This is a genomic window from Pseudoalteromonas peptidolytica (assembly GCF_012641745.1).
GTDB lineage: Bacteria > Pseudomonadota > Gammaproteobacteria > Enterobacterales > Alteromonadaceae > Pseudoalteromonas > Pseudoalteromonas peptidolytica.
The window spans coordinates 45,916-71,012 of the sequence record NZ_WEHZ01000004.1 but is presented as its reverse complement, the minus strand read 5'-3'; the positions used below and the strand labels follow the sequence as shown (position 1 = coordinate 71,012).

Annotated in this window: 8 protein-coding genes (1 of these 8 running past the window's edge); all 8 read right to left on the bottom strand. The window is 47.0% G+C overall.

Going from position 1 to position 25,097, the window contains the following annotated elements; translation table 11 throughout:
* Nucleotides 1-119: 119 nt before the first annotated feature.
* Nucleotides 120-1,199, bottom strand: a complete 1,080-nt coding sequence (locus F9Y84_RS03885; RefSeq protein WP_125251006.1) for a prohibitin family protein — start codon at nucleotides 1,197-1,199, stop codon at nucleotides 120-122.
* Entirely contained in the window at nucleotides 1,196-2,857 is a 1,662-nt protein-coding gene (locus F9Y84_RS03880; RefSeq protein ID WP_147389626.1) for a cyclic peptide export ABC transporter, read from the bottom strand. Before F9Y84_RS03880 ends, F9Y84_RS03885 begins: the two co-directional genes overlap by 4 nt.
* Nucleotides 2,858-3,010: 153 nt before the next feature.
* Entirely contained in the window at nucleotides 3,011-3,187 is a 177-nt protein-coding gene (locus F9Y84_RS03875; protein ID WP_167508250.1) for a hypothetical protein, read from the bottom strand.
* A 78-nt stretch (nucleotides 3,188-3,265) separates the two neighbouring features.
* The gene (locus tag F9Y84_RS03870) at nucleotides 3,266-3,826 is read right to left on the bottom strand and encodes a YcjF family protein (RefSeq protein ID WP_125251004.1); all 561 of its coding nucleotides are present in this window, start codon (nucleotides 3,824-3,826) and stop codon (nucleotides 3,266-3,268) included.
* A 266-nt stretch (nucleotides 3,827-4,092) separates the two neighbouring features.
* The gene (locus tag F9Y84_RS03865) at nucleotides 4,093-5,469 is read right to left on the bottom strand and encodes a serine hydrolase domain-containing protein (protein WP_147389627.1); all 1,377 of its coding nucleotides are present in this window, start codon (nucleotides 5,467-5,469) and stop codon (nucleotides 4,093-4,095) included.
* 86 nt (nucleotides 5,470-5,555) lie between these two features.
* Entirely contained in the window at nucleotides 5,556-6,524 is a 969-nt protein-coding gene (locus F9Y84_RS03860; RefSeq protein ID WP_147389628.1) for a TauD/TfdA family dioxygenase, read from the bottom strand.
* 32 nt (nucleotides 6,525-6,556) lie between these two features.
* On the bottom strand, nucleotides 6,557-18,613 hold the full coding sequence (locus tag F9Y84_RS03855; RefSeq protein WP_147389631.1) for a non-ribosomal peptide synthetase: 12,057 nt from the start codon (nucleotides 18,611-18,613) through the stop codon (nucleotides 6,557-6,559).
* A protein-coding gene (locus F9Y84_RS03850; RefSeq protein ID WP_147389629.1) for a non-ribosomal peptide synthetase crosses the window boundary here: on the bottom strand, nucleotides 18,613-25,097 show its 3' portion. The gene runs 3,343 nt beyond the window's last position; 6,485 of the gene's 9,828 nt are visible here — the last part of the coding sequence; the start codon falls outside the window, past its right edge; its stop codon occupies nucleotides 18,613-18,615. The genes F9Y84_RS03855 and F9Y84_RS03850 overlap by 1 nt, the downstream gene beginning before the upstream one ends.

The following is a 25,097-nucleotide window of genomic DNA, read 5'->3' as shown; positions in this document are numbered from 1 at the left end:
CAAATTTTTAGCCTTACCTACGCGGATGTAGGTACCTTGGCGACAACAGGACGCGGTAGCGGGGTTATCGACAAGGTTTTCTCGTCTCAAAATAGACCACTTAATTAAGAAAATTGGTATTATTTTGGTTTAGTAATGGCATTGGGGGTTTGTGGTTCTTGGTTTTGCGGATCCCCTGCCACTGGCTGCACCGAAGCTGGTAAAGCACTTCCCCCATTTTCAGTGTTTAAAATCAGTGGTAACCCATCTTTTCCACTACCAATAACCACCACTTTTGCATTGTTCGATTTGGCTAATTCAATGGTTGCTTCTATGCCGCGCCATCTTAGGTAAGTTTCAGAGATCCCCCCACTCACCTTTTCTTGAAAATCAGCTATCCCCATGGCTTCAACTTTCTTTCGCTCTGCTTCTTTTTCAGCAACATCCAAGCGCATTTCGTACTCTTGATACAAGTGCATTTGGTTTACTTTCGCTATAATTGCATTATGCACCCCTTCTGGAATATCTACATGGCGAATTAGCATGTCGTCTAGATTTACCAAATTATGCCCCTGCATCTCGCTCTTTTCTTGCTTTAGTATGGTTTTTTCTTGCAACTGAACCTCTCTCAGGACAGTGCTTAACAGCTTATCTTGAATCTTTAAGCGTTGATTTGCGTATACTTCCTCGGCGGTATAGTCAGAAACAATCATGCGCACCGCAGATGCAACTTCTGGGATCACAATTTCATCTAGATAGTCTTCCCCAACTAACTTGTGTAAATAAGGAATATGCTCCACGACGGGGCGGTAACGCACCGTTATTTCCATTTTTATCCTCAGTCCCTCAGAGGTAATAGCATGGATCTCTGTGGTGGTCGTTTGGAAGCGGCTGGAATAAATCGTCAACGTATCCCATGGGTATACTAAAACTGTCCCTTCATAAAACGGGTGCTCAACATACGTGCCGCCAAAGCGCTTCCATATCACTCCCACCTGCCCTGAATCTATTTTTATAAAGACAACTTTGACCAAAACAACGGCGATAAAAAGCAAAATTAGTAACGTCACACCAGCACGAAAGCGCCAAGACAATATGCGTTTATGCCATTTGGGTTTATGGCGCTTTAACGCCCGCATAAACAAGTTTGAAAGAATAAGTGCCAGTACGACACCACCAACAGCATATAAACCAAAATCTTCAGGGATAGTAACATTCATGATAGCACTCCATTACTTTCACTATCTTGATGGGTAAATAGTTGTCCTTCTTCCATTTTTAAGTGTGTATCAGCTAAGTGGAAGTAAGCATCATCGTGAGTGATGGCGATAATCGTGTTACCACGAGCCTTTAAGCGTGGTAACACTTGTTCGTAGAATTTGCGTCTAAAGATAGGGTCTTGATCTGCCGCCCACTCATCAAAAATGTAAATAGGCCTATTTTCTAAAATAGTGCTCAGTAGCGCCAATCGCTTTCGCTGCCCTGATGACAAGTCAATGGTACTAAACGCCCCTTCTTGAATACTGACTTTGGCACGCATCTCCAGAAAGTCTAACCACTCGTCTATTTCTTGAGCACTCAAATCACGAATACCATAGAGCTGCTGGAACAAATGAAAATCGGCAAAGACAGCGGTGAATAAACTTCGATATGCGAGCCGATTATCATCAGTCACAGCTTGACCATTTAATAAAATTTGTCCGCCTTGAAGCGCATATAAACCTGTCAGCATACGAATAAATGTGGTTTTGCCACTACCATTTCCACCGGTAATAAAAGTGGTTTTCCCTTGCTCGAATGTAATATCAACAGGCCCTACGGAAAAAGGGCGGTCACTGGATTTCTTCTGGTGCTGATAAAACGCGCCTTGCATAGTAATGGCTTTAAATGATGTGAGGTTTTCGGTAGATTTCAGCCTCTCGGTATGCTGTTGGTCTGCTATCGTTTTCAGATCACGCTCTAGTGCCAAGACATTTTGTGCCGCCTCGGTTGCGGTTGTGAATACTGGGATCCCACCAACAATGCTGGTAATTGGACCGATTAAAAATAACGATGCAGTAGTGACTTTGATCACGACATCTGTATAGACATCGGATAGCATAGGAACAATAAAAACCATTGCACCGGTTGCGGTAAAAAACGTTATTTGTGACAAAATAAAGTCTGTTGCAAACAGAGTTTGTGTTTTTGTCTTCGCTCGCCTAGCACGATTAGAATCGCGACGATATTCCCGCTCTAAGTCTTCTGCTCTTGGCTCACTCAGCTTTACTTCTTTAAAGCCATCAAGCAAATCAGATAAGCGATGAATAAGCTGGTTTTCACTGTCAAAGGAGATCCGCATGTTGCGCTGAATCTCATTCGCTCTTAAGCGGTGTATACTGGCACCCACCATGATAAGTGTTGAGATAACCATAAAGGCTACAAATGAATGCCAAGCGATATAAAGCGATGTGAAGAATACTAAACTAATAGACTGACCGATGATCACAAAAAGCTGCGCCGATTGAGATATGGTTTGGAGTTCTTTACTTATCGTATTGAAAATCCGTTCCTTACCAACTTTTTCCAGTGTTGATAACTCAGTGTGGCGAATGCTTTCAAATAAATCGACCCTCAGTTTATCTATGGCACGCTCAACCATTTGTGCAGCCTTGGTCATTAAGCGTTGCTGAGTCAAACCATAAATCGCAATAGTGAGTGAAAACAACACAAGATAATAGAGTATGTGGTTTTCTTTATTTATGTCAGAAATATTGGCTGCTACGTTGTTGATAAGTGCAAGCACCAGCGCATTAGCCAAACCAGAAATACACCCAAGTGCAAAAAAGGTCCGTTTTTTTATCTGAATATGTCGGCGAATTAATTCGTACAATACCATTATTATTATCTTTTATTGTTATTGGGCTACTGCCCGCGCATGCAATTAAGCATAGTCCCTAAAAATAAAAACCACAGGTCAAAAACAAAAGAATATCGCTTTAAAACATCTGGTTATATTGATATCTAGTTAAAGCCGTGACAACAGAAATGGCTATTCTTCATCTTGCTCGGCCAATGGTTTGCGCCTTTGCCCAACGAGTAAAATAATCAACCCTATAACAGGCGTGAACATCAATGAGATGAGAAAGAATCCTACCGGCCCCGCAAAGGTGTGACGCCCCCAATACCCAGTTAAAACACATAACACTAAATACAGCGCAATTAACATAAGTTGCTCCAAGTTGTGATTGACGACAAACGGAAAATAAACCAGCAGTTGCCTGCCGGTTTATTTCAGCCAGTATCGTTATACTGTGGCTTTATCCGCTGTAGCGGTTGCGTCCGCATTTCCCTTATTTGCACGATACTTAGCTGCAATATCTGCGATATCCCCTTTCATACTTGCTAAATTCAGGTTTATCAGCGTACCGCCATTTTCAAAGTGTCGAACAAACGTAGAGCCCACTGCATGTGTTGATGCCGCAGACACTATAGGCATAAATGCGATTGCGCTTAACGTACCAAGCACAGGAACCGCCTTCAAAAAGCTGCTTAGTCCCGCGCCCCCTAAGGTTTGTGGAAAAGAGCCGCCGATCAATGCGCTTACTGTGCCACGCAACTTATTGTCTCCATATGATTGACCATAGACTTTCGCGACTTCGCCTATCATCTTCATTTGGATCCCCGTCAACGCCACTAAATCAACCGCAGGCAAGGGAATAAACCCAGAGCCAAACGACCATTTGGTGTATTTGTCGACAATCAGCTGAGCAACGGCTGCTCTATCTTCATCAGCAACAAGTTGTGATTCCTGTTGTTCTGGCGCTTCGCTTACCTTGTCGTCCTTCGCTGTTTTTGTCACTGCCATAATTCATCCTCTATGATTTACTTAAACAGTTGTCGAACCCATCAAGTGCCAACACGGCACTTGCCCTAGCACCCATAATTTCACAAGCTATGCTCATTCAAAGATGGGCTTTACTACCTTCATTAATCATGAAGAAGTAAACCTAAGAACAACCAAGGATTTGCACAGTGTCACAAATACAGCTGAGCGAAACGTTGCCACCTACCACAGGTGTTCTATTAATTTGTTTAACCGAGCATCAGAGCTCGATGTTTTCTCTCACCGCGTTATGCCTGATTTAAATCTTGCTGACATTCCTCAGTGCGGTGTTTATCACTATAGAAGATAATGTTACGGATCTCATCGGCGATACAATCTGACTCAATCCCTTCTTTTACATAGTTGCTAAACACCATGATGCTTTGATCTCGTTCCAGTAAACGAGTAAAACTAGTCACCCATGAATAGGGGTAACTGCCTGAATACTGTAAAAACTTTTCATACATTCTAAGGTTAGCGTCTGCTGGGTTTTCGGGGCAATTTGCTACTTTGCCATACTGGTTAGGGTCGACATAGGTTACAAACCAACCATAACCATAATATTCACACTCTGTGCTACTGCCGGTATTGGAATAGGGTGCAAAGGCTGCCAGTTTTTGGGCATCACTTAAGATCTGCGTACCATATAACCCTTGATCCCACTTGTGCATATCCTCTACGGTCGAATATAAATCTCCGGCAGAGTAAAGCACTAGCGGATTACTGTAAGGGTTAACCAAAATATCTTCATAGGGGGCGGGCCCGCCTGTAGCTGGAGGGCGGCCATTCGCTAGAGGTAAATACTGGTTTTGGTTGTAGATATAACCTGTGGTCATATTCGAATACACACCTATCGCGCTATATGAGCCACTGTCAGTCATGTTAAGCGGGTTTAGAATTTGCTCTTGAACGATATTAGCAAACCAATACTCACGACCAATGTTGCCCTGTTTACCTGCAGCTAACTGCTCGATAATGTTACCAATAAGATAGTAGTTACAGTTGCTGTATTCATACTTACTGCCGGGCGTGAACGAGGGGGTGCCACTTTGCCCAGCTTCAGCACCACAAGTACAAAAGCGATTACTAAAATCTTCTGGTCCGTTAAGGTCTAGATTTGAGTCATATAAATAGGGTCGCCAACCATAGTTGTCGTACACCGCTTCGTTGTCACTGTAGTTATTGATCCCAGATGACATGGTAAGTAGGTGATGCAATGACACATCTGCGCATTGATTATCTGGATACCAAGGCAAGTGGTCGCCAATGGTTTCCTGCCGTAAGTCCTTACCATCTAACATATTCATTAGAATAGCGGCCGAAAACGCTTTGGTATTGGAGCCAATGCGATACTTCGACTTCACACTGTTCGCGACATCATACTGCATATTTTGTGGCCCGCAGTGATGCTGGTAAATTACTTTATCAACTGACGTAATATAAATAGTGCCAAAGAAAAGGTTCGCATCGCAGTACTCTTTCACCACCGCTGCTATCATTTCTAATTGATTAGGCATGATGGTGTGATTATCCGCGATACTTTTTTTCTGCAAACAAGATGCAAGCGCTAGGGTAATGCAAAATAGCATCATCAGTCTTAGTCGCAGTTGTATTAGCCATTTCATTGTTCAAATTCCTTACATTGCCAACCACGTAACCACTAACAAGTGTTATTGCCCAGCTTCCACTGGAAAAGATTAATATTAACCAGTTAAGCCGAGGCTATTTTCGCCATGCCAACTAGCACTTTTCGAGTACCTGTATAGGCCTCTCTGCCATGGGTAAACAGCATATTGTCCAATAGCAAAATATCGTTTTTTTGCCATGGGTAGGCAAAAGTCAGGTCGCGATAAACTTGGTTAATCATGGCAATGTCTTGGTCGCTAATCTCACTGCCATCACCAAAAAAAGCATTGCGTGGCAAAAATTCGCTGCCGATACTGTCACGCATGTGCGCACTGAGTTGATTGTCTAGGCTTGAGCAATGAAACAAGTGAGCTTGATTGAACCATACCTTTTCACCACTTTTTGGATGGCGCATAACGGCTGGACGCCATTGCTTGGTTTGTAGCCTTTTATCATCAAGCCAAGTAAATTCGATTTCATTTTGTTGGCAATAGTGCTCAACCTCTGTCTTACTCTCGGTCTGGAAAACTTCTTGCCATGGTAGGTCAATATCACCGTAGTTACGCACATATTGCACGCCTAGGCGCTCAAACTTATCTCTTAGCTCAGCTGGAATATGGCGGTAGACTTCACGACTATCAGCAAGGGGGGTGCATCCTCCCGTGGTTGCTGGGATAACACAAAAGAACCCCATTCGCATCGGCCACACATTGGAATAGGCATTCTCGTTATGTTGAAGGATCACTTGATCTGCATGGTACTCAGTCGTGGTATAAATATTGTTGTTCAACGCGGTACGAGGAGAAGAACGATAAATATACTGGCTTAAACGCTCACCAAATAAGGTCTCAAGTATGGTGCTAAACTGATTTGTGCTCACAATATTTAAGCCACGCAGTAGTGCAAAACCATCTCGCTCAACCCAACTATTTACCTCTTGAACGTGACTTTTCACCCATGCCATGCCGCTTTGTTTAACCTCAGATAAGTCATGTACCCGAGGGTCTGCTGCAATCGTTGTCGGATCCAATTCCAAAGAAAGTGCGTGATCCATTGTTTTCCCATCCTTAAAAGTAAGTACTTTTGCTAGTGCAACATATAGTTGCGCTCAATTATGTTAACCAACTGCCCCACTTGCTCGGCTTGCAAGCAGGACAAATGATCTCCTTTGACTTCATAACAAGAGAGAGAGTGACTAAATGGTTGCCACCCCATGTCTTTATTCACAGGACGGCCTTCAAATTCTTGCGTTTGCTGCGTTTTCACAACACAGATTGGGATGTCGCTAAGCATAGACCGCATCTCAATATTTGCTCGCAGTTGGGCACTAAAAACTTGTTGAGAGTGACGTAGATGCGCATCACTAAAATTAAATCCAGCTTGTTTTATCCAGCGATTGAGAGAAGCAATGCGTGCTGTTGCATCACCTTGTTGATAAGCACTGATTTCAGCATCAGAGACACTAAGGCGGAAAAATGCCACCAGATTATCCAGCATCATTTGTGCAATTTGCGTTTCATCCAAGTTAAGCGCTGGGTTACTCGGTACAGGCGTATCAATCACAGTTACCGAGCAGCCAATTCGACCTTGTTGCTCAAGTAAAGTGGCAAGTTGATAGGCAATAAAGCTGCCAAAAGAATGTCCGACCAAATGCACTTGTTCACCAAGTTCTGCGCCAGCTAATACACTAAAATAATACTCGGCGGTGCATTCTATGGAGGTTAGCGTCTCAGGCTCCTCGGCAAGCGCCTCTGGTTGCAAGCCATAAACGGGGATACGGCTATCAAGCCCATTCACTAACGCATGAAATGCCATTAGCCAACCTCCCGCTCCCGCAATCAGCACCACAGGTGTAAAACCGAGCTCGCCCTCTTGCAAACACACTAAGGTTTCAAGCGATTGAGGTTTGCCATCGCATTCGCCAAGACCCTCTCTTAATACTTGTATATGCTGACTGAGGCCACGCACGGTTGGATGTTCAAACAGTGCCGACAGCGGCAAATTGAGTTGTAGGTGCTGATTAATATCACCCACTACACGCAGCGCTAATAGCGAATGGCCACCTAAATTAAAGAAGTTATCGTCAAGGCACACTCCATCCACCTGCAAGCGATGAGCAAACTGCTGCGCTAATTGCGTTTGTAGTGGGGTGAGCCTTTCCTGCTTAGCCTCTTGGTGCTGGGATTGCGATAGAGTGTATGAACCGGCCAGCGCAGTGAGCTGTTTGCGATCGACTTTGCCGTTGGTTGTCAACGGCAGATGGCTAACTGATTGGAACAACTCAGGGATCATGTAAGCAGGTAAAGCCGCTCCAAGTTGCCCCCGTAGTGAAGCCGCGCTAACTTCAGTCTGCTGTGCAGGCTGTACAAATGCCACCAGTTGCGCGTTGTTACTGCCATCTTCGCGCACCACCACAGCGCAATTAGCAACCCCGTCTAGCAGCTGAAGTTGTCGCTCAATTTCTCCCAGCTCAATACGGTAGCCGCGCACTTTGACTTGGTCATCACCACGGCCTAAATACAACAATTCATTTGAGGCTAAACAGCAAGCGCGATCGCCAGTTTTATAAAGTCGCTGGCCGCTATTTGGCTCAATAATAAAGGCTTGCTGCGTCTTTTCCTCGTCGTTGAGATAGCCTCTGGCAAGGCCAATACCCGCAATGTATAAGTCCCCTTCCACACCGGTGGCCACCGCTCGAAGCTGTTCATCGAGTAAATATAAAGACAAACCCGCGATAGGCTGACCGATTGGCACGCGTGCACCGCTGAAGTGCGTGACATCATTAAGCGTTGCCGAAATGGTTGCTTCGGTTGGGCCATAGGCATTAATTATTCGAATACGGTCGCCGTAGCGCTGCTGCCAATCGGTGAGCGCGGCAATCTGCATTTGCTCGCCACCTATGGTGATGATCCGCAGCGAATCTGGCAGGGTGACTGAAGTTGCTGCAAGTTGATGCCAATACGCCGTTGGCAAACTCATCAGTGTTAACTCAGCATCTTGGCTTAATTGCGCCAGTTTATTGGGATCTAACATGTCGTCCGTCGGTGCCATCACCAAGGTTGCACCACGAAGTAAAGTACAAAAGACTTCTTCGGCAAACACATCAAAGCTCATGCTAGCAAATTGCAGGTAATTGTCGCTTGGCGTAATCGCATATTGTGTAGCTAAAGTCTGCACATAATTAACGACACTGGCATGCTCCACCATCACCCCTTTTGGCATGCCCGTGGTGCCCGAGGTATAAATTACGTAACAGAGGTCGTCAATCTGGCATGGCGCAGTAAAGCAATGACTGGACTGCTCGGCCAAAGCGCCCTGAATACTATCTAAATCGACTTGAGGCACCACCAGATCCGAGCTACCCTGCCAATATTCTGTTTTAGTAATCAGCATGGCTGCATTGGCATTTTGCAACAGCAAACGGCGTCGAGACTCAGGTAGTGTTGGTGCAATTGGTAGATAAGCCGCGCCCAATTTGAGCACCGCAAGCATAGCCACAATAAGCTGATAATTCGCCTCTAAACACAGGCCAATAATAACGGGGGCTGTACTTAGCTCTAATCGTGATGCAAGGTAATGGGCGAGCTGATTGGCGTCTTTATCCAGCTGTGAATAGTGATAACAACGCGCCTCCTCAGAGACGCTACTATATTCGCGAATAGCAATATGCTCAGGAAATTCAGCAGCAACTTGAGCAAATAATTGCTGAATAGGTAAACTTGGCGTTTGATATGGTGCCGCTTGCGTCAGTGCAAAAGTGGGCAGTGGCAATGCCTTGCTATTCTGCATATGTTGAGGCTGCCAAGACAATTCTCCGAGTGTTTGCTCAGGCTGTTGTGTCGCCGCTAACATCAGCTGCTGCATCGCCGCAAGGCTTTGCTTGATAAACACCTCATCAAAGCACTGCTGCTGATAGCTCAGCGTGAACGATAAACCCGCCCCTACGCCGACCACGAAAGTCAATGGATAGTGCGTTTCGTCAACTTCACTTAAGGTTGTTGCGATAAATGGCAGCGCAGCGCTATTTTGTAACGGATCTTGCGGATAATTTTCAAAAACATACAAGCAATCAAATAATGGACTGTCGTTGTCAATACCCGACCACTGATGAACTTGTGTCAGTGGTGTATGCGGGTGCTTCGCCAATGCAGTAAGCTGCGACTTCACCGCTTGTAAGTAATCTTTCACACGCGCATTTTGATCTATCGCGACATGAACCGCTTGCGTATTGATATACAAGCCAACGCGCTGCGCCATTCTACTAAGCGCTGTAGGTCTGCCCGCTATGGTTTGACCAAATAAGGCATACGGTTCGTTGCAGCAACTTGCCATCCAATACGCCCAGAGCCCTTGGATAAACTGATTGACGGTAAGCCCTTGCTCGCCTGTAAAGCGAGTCACGGCATCTTGCAGCGGTTGCGGTAAAGTCACACTGAGTTCTTTAACACCAGCCGCTTTATTTTCAGTGTGAAGTACCTTTTCGCTGAGTAATGTGGGCGCGCTAACACCACCCAAATACTCCCGCCAAAACGCCTCATCACACTCAACATGTGTATGCAAATATTCGATATGATCGCGGAAATTATCTACTACAATGGGGCGTAACTCACCTTGGCAACGAGCTTGATAAAATGCCACTAATTCAGCAAATAATATCGGTAATGACCAGCCATCCATAATAAGATGATGATACGTCCACACCACTCCAACATTGCCATCATCAAAAGCGATTAAGCTTAACCGCATACAAGGCGCTTGCGAGAGCTTAAGCGGCTCGGCAAGCTCCACTTCGGCCTGTGATTTCACCACATGCGATTGCGCATCTGCAATAGCGACACTCTGCACCAGATTCAGCGGTAGTTCGGCATGTTTATAAATCACCTGCAGCGGCTCACCAGCAACGCTCACAAAGGCCGAGCGTAATATGCTGTGCTGTTTAATCAACTGCTGCCAAGCGTAACTCAACGCCTCAATATCCACACAACCTTGTAGCAATAAGCTGGTTTGCTCGATATAAGGTTGCGTGCGTTGAGTGTGCGCCTCACGTGCCGTTTGACTGTGGAACCACATGCCTTGCTGTAAATCCGTTAGGGGGTAAATATCCTCAACTTCCCCTTCGACCTGCCCAAGTATGCGCTGCAACTGCCTCTCAGAAATGCCACTGAGAAGTACAAAGTCACTGACTGTGTAATGACGTTTAGGCTGAGATTGGCAATGCTCGATGACCTCAATTAGACTTTCGAGTATCTCTTTACTTAATTGCTCTGCTGCTTCAGATGCTAAGCGCTGGCTGTCAAACTCCAGCGTTAACGCCAATTGACCATCCACGACCGCCGCTGTTAGCTGCGCTCCAAAGTAACTGAGATTTGACTCTGCAACCAAAGTGCCTGTCGACTCATTAGCATCTCCCAGCAAACCTTGCTGCTCAATAACTGTATCTAGCTGGCCTAAATAGTTAAAAAACAGTAAGTCTCGGGTATCAATCTCAAGCGCTGAGCGAACGTTTGGCTCTGGGTGTAAATACCGCGCAGCACCATAACTACTGGCAACTTTAGCGCTCCTTTCAAGCTCTGCCTTGATACTGCAAATCACATCATGCAAGCGGCTGCCATTACTAAATAACTGCATTGGATAAAGCGCCGTTAACCAACCGATGGTGCGGCTGCTATCCAGTGCCTCGGTCAGTAACTCGCGGCCATGCCCTTCTAGCATGATCACTTCACTGCCTGCACCACGCTTTTGCGCACACCAAGCAAGTGCACTGAGAAGCAATGCTTGCGCAGTCGTACCATAACTGGTGTTGGCAGATCCTAATAATGCACGGGTGTGCGATGCTGATAACGTGTGGCGAGCTTTGGTTATCGTTGGAGTCGCGCTTGTATCTTTTAGGCTCAATAAGTGTGAGCTTTCAGCCAGTGCAGCCACCTTCTGCCATTTGCGCAAATCGCGCTCATTAGATGCAAGTTCACGATAAAAATCGACAAGTTCAGCCAAATTTGCGCTTGCGGCTGGAAGCTCAAACGGCACATTGTTTATTTGCTGCTGTAGTAACTGGCTCACATCTTCAAGTAACACCCGCCAAGAGACGCCATCCACTAGCAAGTGATGTGCACTAAACAGCAAGCGATTATTGGCCTCACTGTTAGGTGTAACAAATAGCACCGCTTTAAACAGTGGCGTGCTAGTAAACGCAAAACCTTGCTGCACTTGTTCACTGAACTCGCTCAGCTCAGCTTGCCATACCTCACGCTCAAGTGTATGGGCCGTAAATACCTTTTGAATATCAATGCTATCACTTACAAATAGGGTGTTTTCATCCGCAACCACCAAGCGTAGCGCGTCGTGCTGGGTAAGCAGATATTTTACAACCTCCATAAGCTGCGCAGGTGTGACGGATTTATCCACACTCACCAACACGCTTTGATCCCAATGACTGGGTTTGGCAAATTGCTGAGCAAAAAACCAATACTGAATTGGTAATTTATCGAGCTGACCAACCAATGGCAGTCTTTCTCTGTCCGTCGGCACCAGAATATCTTGCTGGGCAAGTCTTGCAGCAAGGGCCGAAACACTGGGGTAGGTAAACACATCAGTCGCACTCACTGGTAACTTGAGTGCTTTGGCTTTACTGGCGATTTGAATACTCAAAATAGAGTCGCCGCCCAACGCAAAATAGTCGTCTTCAGCGGTCATAGATGGCGTATTTAATACCTGCCGATAAATCGCCAATAACTGAGCAACGATGCTGTTAGCCTGTGGTGTGACCGTGCTCGGCTCGGTTACTGTGATAGTCTGTTGAGTTTTACCAAGCGTTGCCAAGGCACGATGGTCAACCTTGCCATGCGGCGTCAAAGGTAACCTTGCGAGCATGACAAAATGCTCTGGTACCATATAACTTGGTAGCCTTTCCTTTAGCTGGGTTTGAAGCACTTGAGGCTCAGTATTTGCTACCACAAATGCCTGCAACTGTGGCTGCCCTGACGCACTTGTGGTTATCTGAACCGCGCATTCTTGTACACCCGATAGCAGCCCAATTTGCTGTTCAATTTCGACCAGCTCAATACGATAACCTCGCAGCTTTATTTGTCCATCGTTACGACCCATATAGGCGATACGGCCGTTGCTAAGCTGGCGTACTAAATCTCCCGTTTTATAGGCTCGCACCGTTTGCGATGGAGAGATTTTTAGCTCAATAAAACGCTCTGCGCTAAGCTGTGGTTGATGTAAATACCCTCTAGCAAGTCCCGCTCCGGTTATATATAACTCACCAATCATCCCCTGAGGCACAGCGCGCAATTGTGGATCTAAAATAAATAGCTGGCTATTGTCGACGGGTAAGCCGATATCTGGCACCTGTTCGTCAAACTCAACCAAGCCTGAAGTCGCGACCACCGAGGCTTCGGTGGGCCCATAGTTATTGACTAGGGTAAATCCGTACTCTTTTGCTTGCAGCGCACCAAGTTTATCGCCACCCACCAATAAATAGCGCAAGCTTTGCGGGTTAAACAAAGGCTCGGTGAGCAGCGCTTGAGCGATTGGCGTTGCAATAAAACTATGCGTGACTTGATATGTATTGAAGCAGATTGTTAATTCGGCCGGTGACTGTAGCACCGCTTTTGTTACACACACTAGACTCGCTCCGGCACATAAATAAGGCCAAACCTCCCACGTTGCCGCGTCAAAGGCGGGGTTGGCGGTTTGACTTGCAACACTATGAGTATCCACCGCAAAGGCTCGCTGGTGCCAAGCACATAAATTCGCCAATCCTTGGTGAGCTATCATTACGCCTTTGGGGTTACCTGTCGTGCCAGAGGTATAAATCACATAAGCCAACTGCTCCACGTTAACTTCTGGAAACTGCTGAGGTATTGATATTGCAGCAAGACGCGCTCGCACGTCGGCGTCATCAACACAAATGACATGTGGGGAGCGGTAGTCAGCGTCAATGTGGTTATCATCTAACTCTGCTGACTCAAAGCGAGCGGCAAACTCACACTTTGTTAAAACCAGCGCGGCACCGCTGTCTTTGGCAATGTAATTCACTCGCGCTTGAGGGTAATGAGGGTCCACAGGTACATAACATCCACCCGCTTTTAACACAGCCAACATCGCCACAATGAGATCTGCGCTACCCGTCATCGCAACAAGCACAGGCTGCTCTGATTGCAGCCCTTCGCTTAATAACAGCGCCGCCAATGCCTTGGTTCTTTCATTAAGCTCACCATAACTCAAGGTTTGCTTTGAGTTTGTGTCAATTACTGCGAGCCGCTCAGCTTGTGCAGGCTCTGCCATATTTCGCTCAATTTGCTCAAGCACTGACTGCTCTATGTGTTCCGGCGCTGACTTGCCTGAAATCGCATAATCCGCTAGCGGCTGCTCCTTGCAAAGTTTTATATCCGCAAGAGCGCAATCAGGTTGCGCGAGTAACTGCGCAATTACAAGGTTAAAACACTCTGCAATGCTAGCCACCATTTCTTTTTCAAATAGTCCACTGTTGTATAGCCAGTGCAATCGCAACCCTTGCCCACTTAATGTGGCACTGAGCTCTAGATCAAACTTGGCACGCGCGTTTTCTGACGTTAAAACTTCCGTGCTGAGCCCCACAAACTCTGGTGTGTGCTGTGGCTCGGGATTAAATGCAAAACTCAACTGGAAAACACTCTGGTGACTCAGCTCTCGGCTAACACCAAGATGATCAATGAGCTGCTCAAAGGGCAAAGATTGATGTTGATGTACTTGTTCAATCTGCTCTTTTTGTATATCGAGTAGTTGGCTGAAACTCTGCTGCCAATCGAGCTTCACGCGAATCGGTAAGGCATTAACAAAAAAGCCTATCAACTGCTCCACGTGTGGGTGATGCCGCCCTGAAAATGGCGCACCAATCACAATATCATCCACTTTGCTAAACTTGGCGAGCATCACCGCATACGCGCTATGCAGCCAAATAAATGGGGTTATTGCCAAGCGCTGGCAATGCTGTTGTAGCTGTTGCCATGTCTCTGCGCTTAGCTGCTGCTCAAATGCTTGCGCGCTATTGTTCATGGCCTGCCCACGCGGCGTATCGAGCGGTAATTGATGCAGTGGTGGCGCACCATCAAGGTGCGCTGACCAAAATTTCATGTCTGCACTTTGCTGCGCGCCTTGGCACTGTGCTCGATGCCAATGAGCATAATCCGCGTATTGCACCTCAGGTGGCGTAATCAAGTCACGGGCAAGTTCACAGCCTTGGGCGTAATGGGCATAAAATTGCGTAAGCTCTCGCATTAATACTTCAATGGAGCGAGCATCACTAGCAATGTGGTGCATGTTGACAATAAGGCGATGGTAGCCTGATGAAAAGCGAACTAGTGTTACACGGATCATTAGATCTTTACTAAAGTCAAAACCCTGCGTTTGGTCGTCTCGTACCGCGCGCTGCCAAAGCAAGTTTTGCCACAACGGTGATTGCGTGGAGACGTCAATAAGCGTAACAAAATGCTCAGGCAAAGTGACAAGATACTGTTTAGGCCCATCATTAGTGTTGGTAATAGTCGAGTGCAACACCTGATGCCGTGACAGCATCTTTTGCCAACTTTGCTCGAATGCGCTCAGATCAAGCTCCCCTGAAAACGCCAATAACGCTTGAATTTGATATTGCTGGCTGCCCTGCTGCATTTGATCTAATGTCCACAAACGCTGCTGAGCAAAAGACAACACCACGCCATTAGCTTTATCCACCACAGCAATTGTACTTAGCTGCGTGCCTTGCTTTTCAAGTGCTGTCGCTAAACCTTGCACCGTAGGGTGCGTAAAAATCGTTTGCAGCGGTAACTCAATTTGTAGCGTTTTGCGAATATGATTTGCCAGTTTTGCAGCAAGTAGTGAGTGCCCGCCGAGTCTAAAAAAGTCGTCATAGCGACCAACTGATTCGCACTGCAAGATCTCAGAAAAATAGCTTGCAAGTTGGGTTTCAAGCTCGCCAATCGGTGCTTCATAAGTGTTTTCGTTAAAGCTCGTATCAAGTTGCTGCAATAGTGCTTTTTTATCGACTTTTCCATTACTGGTCAGTGACATAGCTGCCACCGCTTGCACTTTGGCAGGCAACATATGGTCAGGTAAATTTTGTTTTAAAAATTGCTGCATGACTAACGTGATGTCATCGAACTCGACCTGTTTGTGTAACACCACAAAGGCGCAGATCCAGACATTTTCTGGGTCTTGCCGATTTAACAGCACAGTGACCTCAGCCACTTCGGGATGGTGGCGCAACTGGTTTTCAATTTCGCCTAATTCAATACGATAACCCCGAACTTTTACTTGGTCGTCAATTCGGCCAACGTAGCTCAGCTCACCACTAGCCATTAAGCGCACGAGATCGCCCGAGCGATATAGCCGCTGTTCGGGTGCTGCACTAAATGGGTTTTGAATAAAGCGTGTCGCGTTTAACTCGTCACGTTGCCAATACCCCCGACAAACCCCCTCGCCACCTACGTACAACTCGCCCACGGCACCTTGCGGCAAGAGCCTTTGCTTGTCATCAAGTACATAGCAGCTGGTGGTCGGAATAGCACGACCTATATTACTGGTGCCAAGCATCAGATCCGCAGGCTCCAGCGCCTTAAACGTAACATGTACCGTGGTTTCAGTGATGCCATACATATTGATTAACTGGCAACTTGGTAACTGCTGTGCCCAAGGTTGTAGCTTACTAGGCTGTAGCGCTTCACCACCAAAAATTACGTACCGCACTGCACATTGACTCGCCAAATGACTGTCATTGAGTAGCGTGGCTTGTAGCGCGTAAAACGCACTTGGTGTTTGATTTAAGACCGTAACCTCGGCATCAACCAACAGCTGAGCAAAAGCTTGGGTATCTTGCGCAGTGGCTTTATCCACAACCACAAGACGACCACCAAAGAGTAACGCGCCATACATTTCCCACACAGAGAAATCAAAGCAGAAAGAATGAAACAAGGTCCAAACATCTTGCTCATTAAAATCGAATAAGTTGGGCTCAACATGGAGTAACCGCACCGCATGACGGTGCTCAATTTGTACGCCTTTTGGTCGCCCTGTAGTGCCAGAGGTATAGATCATATAAGCCAAGTCTTGCGGCTCAATCTGAATAGCATCAAGCTGCTTGAGGGCTTCGCGGCTGACTTGATGTTCTGCCTGTGACACATTAATTAGCTGGTATGAAAGCTGACTAAACTGTGCCTGCGTGGCGTTATCACAAAGCAGCCAGGGGCTTTGCACATCTCCCAGAATATATTCAATGCGTTCTTGCGGGTAGTCGGGATCTACTGGCACGTAGGCGGCACCCACTCTAAGCACCGACAGCAGGGTCACTATCATCTCAACGCTGCGTGATACACTCACCACCAACATGGTTCGTGGCGTGACGCCTTGTTGTAACAGCATTACCGCCAGCGCATCGACTCGGGTATTAAGCCCACGATAACTCAGCACAGTCGTGCCATCTTGCACGGCGGTGCGTGTGGCAAAGCGCTCGGCGTAGCGCATGAATAAACTGGTGATGGTGTCTTGCTTAGGCCAAATTGCCCCATGGCATTGCGCGCCCGTTATTAAAGCTTGCTGCTGTTTTTGGTTCAGTAACGCAAGTTCACCAACGGCGGTATGAGGCGCTGTAACACACGCTTGAAGTAGCGTATGAAAGCAATCCGCCCAATGTTTGATGGTCTCTTCTGTGTAAAGATGGCTATCAAACTTCCAATGTAAATAAAGTGCCTGCTCATCAATCACCGCATTGAGTTCTAAGTCGCACTTTACTGGAGTGCTGTCCGCCTGCTTTTTTTGCACTTCTTGAACTGATAATCCCGGAAGCGTAAAAGCACGCTCATCATGGGTTTCCAGTGTAAATAATATTTGTACTAGCGGGTGGTGGCTTAAATCTCGTGGAGCGCCAACGGCTTCAACCACTTTATCAAAAGGAATATCGCGGTATTCAAATGCCGCTAAGTTGAGGTCTTTTTGTTGCTGCAACCATTGGCTAAATGGCATATCACTTTCAAGCTTTGCTTGCATCACCAAGGTATTAACGAACAAGCCAATTAACGGTGTTAATTCGGGGTGATGGCGACCAAGCTCTGGCGTGCCTACAACTACCTGCTGCGATTGCGTAAGCCTTGCGATAAACAACATAAAGGTATTGAGCAGCCACATAAAGGGGGTCAGTTGGAGCGACTTCGCCTGTGTCGAAATCGCCGCAAATAACGACATATCAAGCGCTTGACGATATACTCTCCCTGTTAATGACTGAACCGCAGGACGAACAAAATCACAAGGCAATGATTGCAACGGCGCTAATTCGCTAAATTGCTGTTTTAGTTGCGCCAGTGGTGCTTCGATACGCTCTGGTGTTAGCTGTGCTCGCTGCCACTGACTAAAATCGCTATATTGCACCTGAATGGGTGGAAGCGGTGTATACGGTGCGCCTAGGTGTTTGCAATAGCCAGCTTCGATTTCTTGTGCAAGTAACGCCATTGACGCCCCATCAGAGACGATATGGTGCATATTAAATGCAAGGTGATGTTCATCGCCATCACTCACCACCAGCACGCGAAGCAAACAATCATGAGCCAAGTCAAAAGGCTTGTTTTGACGTGCTGCGATGCGCGAAGCGATGTAGGCTTGCCTTGTTTCCTCAGCAGCTACACTGGCATCAAGCCACTCGAACGGCGCACTAATATCATCCGTTATTTGCAGCTGGGGTTGGCCATCTTGTTCATTTTTTACAAACCTAGCGCGCAGTATGTCGTGGCGTAGCACCACATCTTGCACAGCGCTGCGCATTGCGGGAATATTAAGCTCGCCGCGTAACAAAAACTCGGCAGGCATATAATACTGCTTGCTGCCTTGCAACTGCTCTATAAACCAAAGCCCCTCTTGTGCAAAGCTCAGCGGTAAGTCCTTCCTCGCATTTGGCTGCGCGATAATGTGCGGTGAAGATTTCGCCATATCACGGCTTTGCTGCTGAAAGTAGGCAATGATCTCTGATTTATATTCAACTACTTGCTGTTTTAACTGGGGAGGAAACCCAGCGGTTTGCTTAAATGCCAAGCCACCGTTTTTTTCATACAAGGTCACGCCAGCTGCCAATGCTTCTGCGATCAATGCCTCTATCTGTCTTTGTTGTTCATTCATCACAAAAACATCTCCTCAGACTGACCGTTTTCGTCTGCTGCTCTGGCTGCACGATGGATCTCACACCAAGTTGCAAGTGCACGAACACTTGGCCGCTCGAACAATACTTTTAAGGTAATGGGCACCTCAAGCGCCTGTTCAATTAAGACAACCGCTTGGCTTGCTGATAAAGAGTGCCCCCCTAATTCAAAGAAGTTACTGTTAATATCTCGAACTTGAGTATTGAGCACTTGAGCAAAAATTTCTGCCAGTAGCGTTTGTAGTTCAGTCATAGGAGCTAAAGGTGCTGTAAGCGCTTGCGCCTGTTGCGACTGCACCAGTTGTGCAAGTGCTCCTGCGTCTACTTTGCCGTTATTGGTAAGCGGCATAGCAGTCAATACATACAGTTTGTAAGGCAACATATAACTTGGCAGGACCTCTGCTAACGAGGTTAAAACCTGAGTCTGTAGCGCTTGTTCAAGCTCACAGATGGCATCACTGTGCGATGGCGTCGTTAGCACCACACAGGCCAGTAAATTATCTTTACTTTCGTTAAGTAACACATGTGCCTGTTGCACTACATCTAGTTGCTCAAGCTGAGCTGCGATCTCATCAAGCTCAATGCGATAACCACGCAGCTTAACTTGATTGTCTCGACGACCAATAAACTGCAGCACGCAAGGGCAGCCCTGTTCATCTAGCAGCCAGCGCACTTGATCCCCCGTCTGATAATAACGCTGCGAGTTATTCATCAAAGACAATGACACGAATCTACTGGCGCTGAGTTCAGGCAACCCAAAATACGCCTGAGCCACATTATCGCCTGCGATGTATAGCTCACCGGGCATGCCCATAGGCACAGGCTGTTGATGCTGATCCAATACCACCAAATCAGTGCCTTGAATGGCGTTACCAATTGGCACAAAGCGCTGTGATTGCTGTGCAAGCGCAACCGCATCTTGGCCACTACAGCGATACACACAGCACCCAACCGTTGCTTCTGTTGGACCATATTCGTTGTAAAAATGAGCCTGTGGCACCAGTGCTCCAACTTGAGCCACCACGCTGCTAGATAGGGCTTCTCCCCCCACCACAATGTGGTGCGCTGCATTGCTTGGTTGTAATCGTGCCAGCACGCCTTGCAAATGGGCTGGTGTCAACTTAAACAACAGCGCTTCTTCGCGCGCTAAACATTCACTTAGCTCTGTGATTAACTGCCCGCCATCGCTTAACAATACAACGCCAAGACCATTAACCAGCGCGCCCCATAAGCTCGTTACTGTCGCATCAAATGCTAAAGGTGTGCTGACAACACTCTCATGTAAATCGCTTTTGACATAACTACGGCTCACGTGCTCAAGATAAAGGTGCAAGTTTCGATGGCTTATCATCACGCCTTTGGGTTGCCCTGTGGTGCCTGAGGTATAAATTATATAAGCTGGCGCATCAATATCACTTAATGGCGCAAGCGCCTCTACAGGCATGTTCTGCCAATCCTGCTCGGTGTCTATTAGCATCACATGGCAGCTGAGATCTGTGCTGTTTGGAAGTAGCGCTGAGGTGGTGATAAGGCAAGTCGCTTTACTGTCACGCAATATATAGTGCTGACGCTGACTCGGTGCATTGGGGTCAAGCGGCACATACACAGCCCCAACTTTTAAGATTGCCAACAGTGCCACAACTTGCTCACAACTTGGCGCTAAGCTTATTGCGACCTGCGACTTTGCTGTTACGCCTTGCTCAACCAAATAACGCGCTAGCTTGTTACTTTGTAGCTCCAATTCGCCAAAACTTAACCGCTTGCCAGTCATATCTCGTACAGCATTATGGTTCGCGTGGTGCTGAGCAAAATGTTGTATTTTATCGCTGATAAACCAAGGAGATTGCGGCTGTGCTTGCGCGGTAAGCCCTAGCTCGCTGAGTGTTTTGCTATCAACTAATGGTAAGGTATTTACGCTTTGCTCAGGGCTTTTCAGCGCCGCGCCAATTAACGTCACAAAAGCATCACTCATCGCCTGTACGCTACTGTGCTTAAACAAGGCTTTGGCATAATTCCACTGCACTGCAATCTCACTGCCAAATTCTTGTGCATTGACTTCTAAGTCGAACTTCATTGCAGGCTTGAGATCAAGCTGTTGCTCGATTTTAAGATGAGGTAGCTCGAAGTCACTTTGTTCGTTATTTTGTAGTGCAAAGAGTATTTGTAACACGGGTGAATGCGCTAAGCTGCGCGGAGGATTAATGGCATCAACAAGTTGTTCAAAGGGTAAACTCTGATGGGCAAACGCCGCTAAAATCACCTGCTTTTGCTCACTTAGCCAATCGTTAAATGAAGGCGACCCCACTTTGCGAGTGCGAATAGCTAAAGTATTCACAAAGCAGCCCAGTAATCCCTCTAACTCTTTTACCTCACGTCCGGCAATGGGCGAGCCAATAACAATATCCTGCGTTTGACTAAGACGAAGCATCAACAGCGAAAAGGCACTTTGCAACCACATATACAAGGTTACTCCTTGTGCTTGGCAATGCGCTTTTATCGCCTCAACTTGCGACGTCGTAAGAGTATGACGAATACACTCACCATCAAGGGACTGAACTTGTGGTCGCTCAAAGTCCAGCGGTAATTCATGAACAACAGGACATTGCTGCAACTGAGTTTGCCAATAGGCAAGATCCGCCTGATAGCTATCTTGCTGTTTTTGCTGCCAGTAGGCAAAGTCTGCATACTGCACCGCTAGCGGCTTAGCGTATTGCTCTGGCAACGAATGCGCTGGCGTTTCACTAAAGTGCCGATAAAACGCCACAAATTCTTTCGCCAGCAGCGCCATTGACCAACCATCGCTGGCAATGTGGTGCATGTTAAACAAAAGTCCAAATTGGTTGTGACTAAACTGTACACAGATCACGCGCAGCATAGTGTCTTGGCATAAATCAAAATGCTTGCTGAGCGATTGTTGCTGCAATGTTTGCCAACGCTGCTGTTGCTCTGCGTTATTCAGCCCAGACAAATCGACTAATTCCACAGGACAGGCTACTTGATCACGAACTTGCTGCACAGCACCGTGATCACCACTTGCAGGAACGATGACCGTACGGAGTACTTCATGACGTGCAACAATCGCGCTTAACGCTTGTGTTAAAGCGTCAATATCTAAGGCACCTTCACACCAATAGCTCGCTGGCATATGGTATTGCACACTTTGCTCATGTAACTGGTCGATTAACCACAAACGCTGCTGAGCAAAAGACAAAGGTAACGCTTGGGCCCTTGATACCGGCTCAATGGTATTGCTGTGCGCAATCATCGAACTTGTCGTTATCGCTTCAGCAAATGCTGCAATACTCGGTGCATCAAAAAGTTGTGGTAAGGTGATATCTCGCCGCTGCTCACTGCGCACTCGGCTTATCACTTTAATAGCCAGCAGCGAATGCCCGCCTAAGTCAAAGAAGCTGTCGTTAATACTCTGTACTTGGCTCGGCAGAAGCTCGCGATATAACTCAAGTAAATAACGCTGTATGTCCGTGAGCTTAGATCCATCAATTACCTCGGTGACCTCATGGCTTTTCGCCTGTGCCTGATAGGCAAGCTGTAATGCTTGCTTGTCTACTTTTGCGTTTGCAGTCAGCGGAATATCAGCAACGATATCCAGTGCAGCGGGTAACATGTAACTGGGCAGCGACTGCGATAAAGCTTGGCGCAACTGCACAAGTGTGAGCTTAGCCTCGTCATGTAAGACCACATGAGCCACTAGGCTTTCTTGCGCTTCATCAACACTCACAGCGCAGCTTTTTACTTGTGTCAACGCGTCGATTTGATGAGCGATTGCCACAAGAGAAATACGGTAGCCGCGCAGTTTGACTTGCTCATCTAACCGCCCCAAATAACAAAGATAGTCTGCCTCACCGCGCGCATTCGCCTGCCACTTTGCCTTGTCGCCACTGCGATACCAACGCATGCTTGAAGTACCAGACGTAGACACTGCTTGCTCAACAAAGCGTGTTTGCGTCACACTCGCGAGATTAATATAGCCTTCACACACCCCATCTCCCGCAAGCCAAAGCTCTCCGGGCATATTAGGTAAAGCCAGCTGGCCAAACTCGTCGACCACTGCAAGGGTCATATTATCAATAGCATGACCAATCGGCACTTCCTCATGACCCGCTAACAAGTGGCGCGACTCACGGCTTACAGCATAGATACTACAGCCGACTGTTGCCTCAGTTGGGCCATATTCGTTTATCCACTGAGCATTAGGGAGCTTATCCATCAGCTTATCAACCAAGGCTGCGCTCAGCCCTTCACCGCCAACCACAAATCGGTGAGCAATATTGCTATAAGTTTGTGCGTCACTTAATGCCAATACCGCGCGTAAATGAGCTGGTGTTAACTTGAATAATTTAGCTTCCGTCGCGGCAAAAATCTGTTCATGTAATGCAGGCAACAATTCAGCCCCCGAGGGAAGCAGCTCAAGCTCTCCGCCTCGCATTAAAATAGGCACTAAGGCGGTCACCGTCGCATCAAACGCCAGCGGTGTACTAAGTACAGCTTTGGTTATATCGCCGGATTGTGGCAGGTAACGCTGAGACGCAAAACGCAGATAATTATTGAGGTTGCTATGACTAATGGGCACCCCTTTTGGCTGCCCAGTTGAACCTGAGGTATAAATAACATAAGCAAGCTCGGCCTCTTTAAATGCAGCAGCGTCTTCATCTACCAACAAACTGGTATCGTAAAACGCAAAATTCCCCTCGGCTTCAAACAAATCATCAAGCAACAAAAAGTCACTCCCGGCTTCAATCAAGCGCTCGGCATCTTCACTTAGTGCCAGCGTCAATACGATGTCTGCATCATTCATGATGTAGGCTAAGGTATCGGTTGGCGTGTCATGATGAATGGGCACATAGATATGGCGCGCTTTTAATATTGCCAGCACCGCAGCCACCATGTAACTGGAAGATGGCAGTAAAATAGCAATGCGACTTTGCTCGGCAAATGCCATTTCTAATAAGCTATTAGCAAGTTGATTCGCGCATTTTTCTAAGGTGAGATAACTACAAGAGAACTCCCCCATGCGCACCGCAGTCTGTAGTGGAGCCTGAAGAGCTGCTTGACTAAACTGAGCCACCCATGGCTGTTGCTCTGTCACTTCTACTGCAACACTTTGCTGCTGTTTTAATAGCGCTAACTGCTGCTCAGCGGGCCACAATGACAATGCTGACAACGGGACATTTGGCTCTGCAAGGCATTGCGATAACACATAACAAAACTGCTGATGGAAACTAACTACACTCGCTTCTTGCCACAAGTTACTGTCATAAAGCCATTCAACGGTGAGTACATCCCCCTCATCTATCACTGCAACTTCCAAATCTAGTTTGGCACCGCGTACTTTACTTTGGCAAGGCGTCACTTCCAATTGTTCTAGCGTAAGGTTTTCATTTACCTGATTATTTACCCGAAACACGATTTGATGCAGCGGATGTTGAGTGCTTGAGCGTTCAATGTCTAGCTCATCCACTAACACATCGAAGGGAATATGTTGGTGTTGCAACGCGTCGTTTAGTAAGCCTTGAGTTTGCTGTAGCGCTTGGGTAAAGGTGGTGTCTTCGCTCCACTTGCTCCTAAGCACTAAGGTATTGATAAAGTTACCAATCATACTTTCAAATGCTTTAAGGTGACGCCCTGATACCGGCGTCCCGACAACCACGTCGCGCTGTTGAGAAAAGCGGCTTAACCACAAGGAAAATAGCGTTTGCAGTAACACGAATAAGGTTTGCCCTGAGCGAGTTTGATACGCTCGAAGCGCACTGACCAGCGCTGCTGGTATGGGCTCAATCACTAACGCGCCGCGCGCAGAAGTTGTTGCCTCTCTGCGGTAATCAAGCGGTAGTTCATGCACCTTGGGCAGACCTTGTAATTGCATACGCCAATAATCGAGCTCCTGTTGCCATAGCGAACTCTGCTCCAGCTGCTGTTGCCACATTACATAATCAACATAATGCACCTCTTGCAATGTTGGGGTGTCGCCACTGAGCGCTGCTTTGTATGCCTGTTCTAACGCTTCGCTCAAACAAGCAATAGACCAACCATCGGCTGCGATATGATGTAAGGTGATCACAAGGGTAGCCTGCATCGCCTCTTGTTGATAAAGACTGGCGCGTAGCATCAAATCACGGCTTAAATCGAAGCTGGTTGCGTAATCTTCTGCGATAGCCTGCTCTAACGCATGCGCTTGTTGCTCAGCGGATTTATCAGTCCAGTCGTGCTTAACCAAGGCAAATCGAGCATCAAGATTAACGCTTTGATATGGCTCTCCTTGCGCATTTTGATGGTAATTAAACGCCCAGACCGGATGTTGCTTAATCACAGTCATAAAGGCTTGCTCTAAGGCCTCAGCATTCAGCTTGCCTTTTAATTGAAATATGCCCTGGAGATTATACTGGTTGCTGTGCCCTTGCAGTTGATCAACAAACCATAAGCGCCGCTGTGCAAATGACAAAGGAT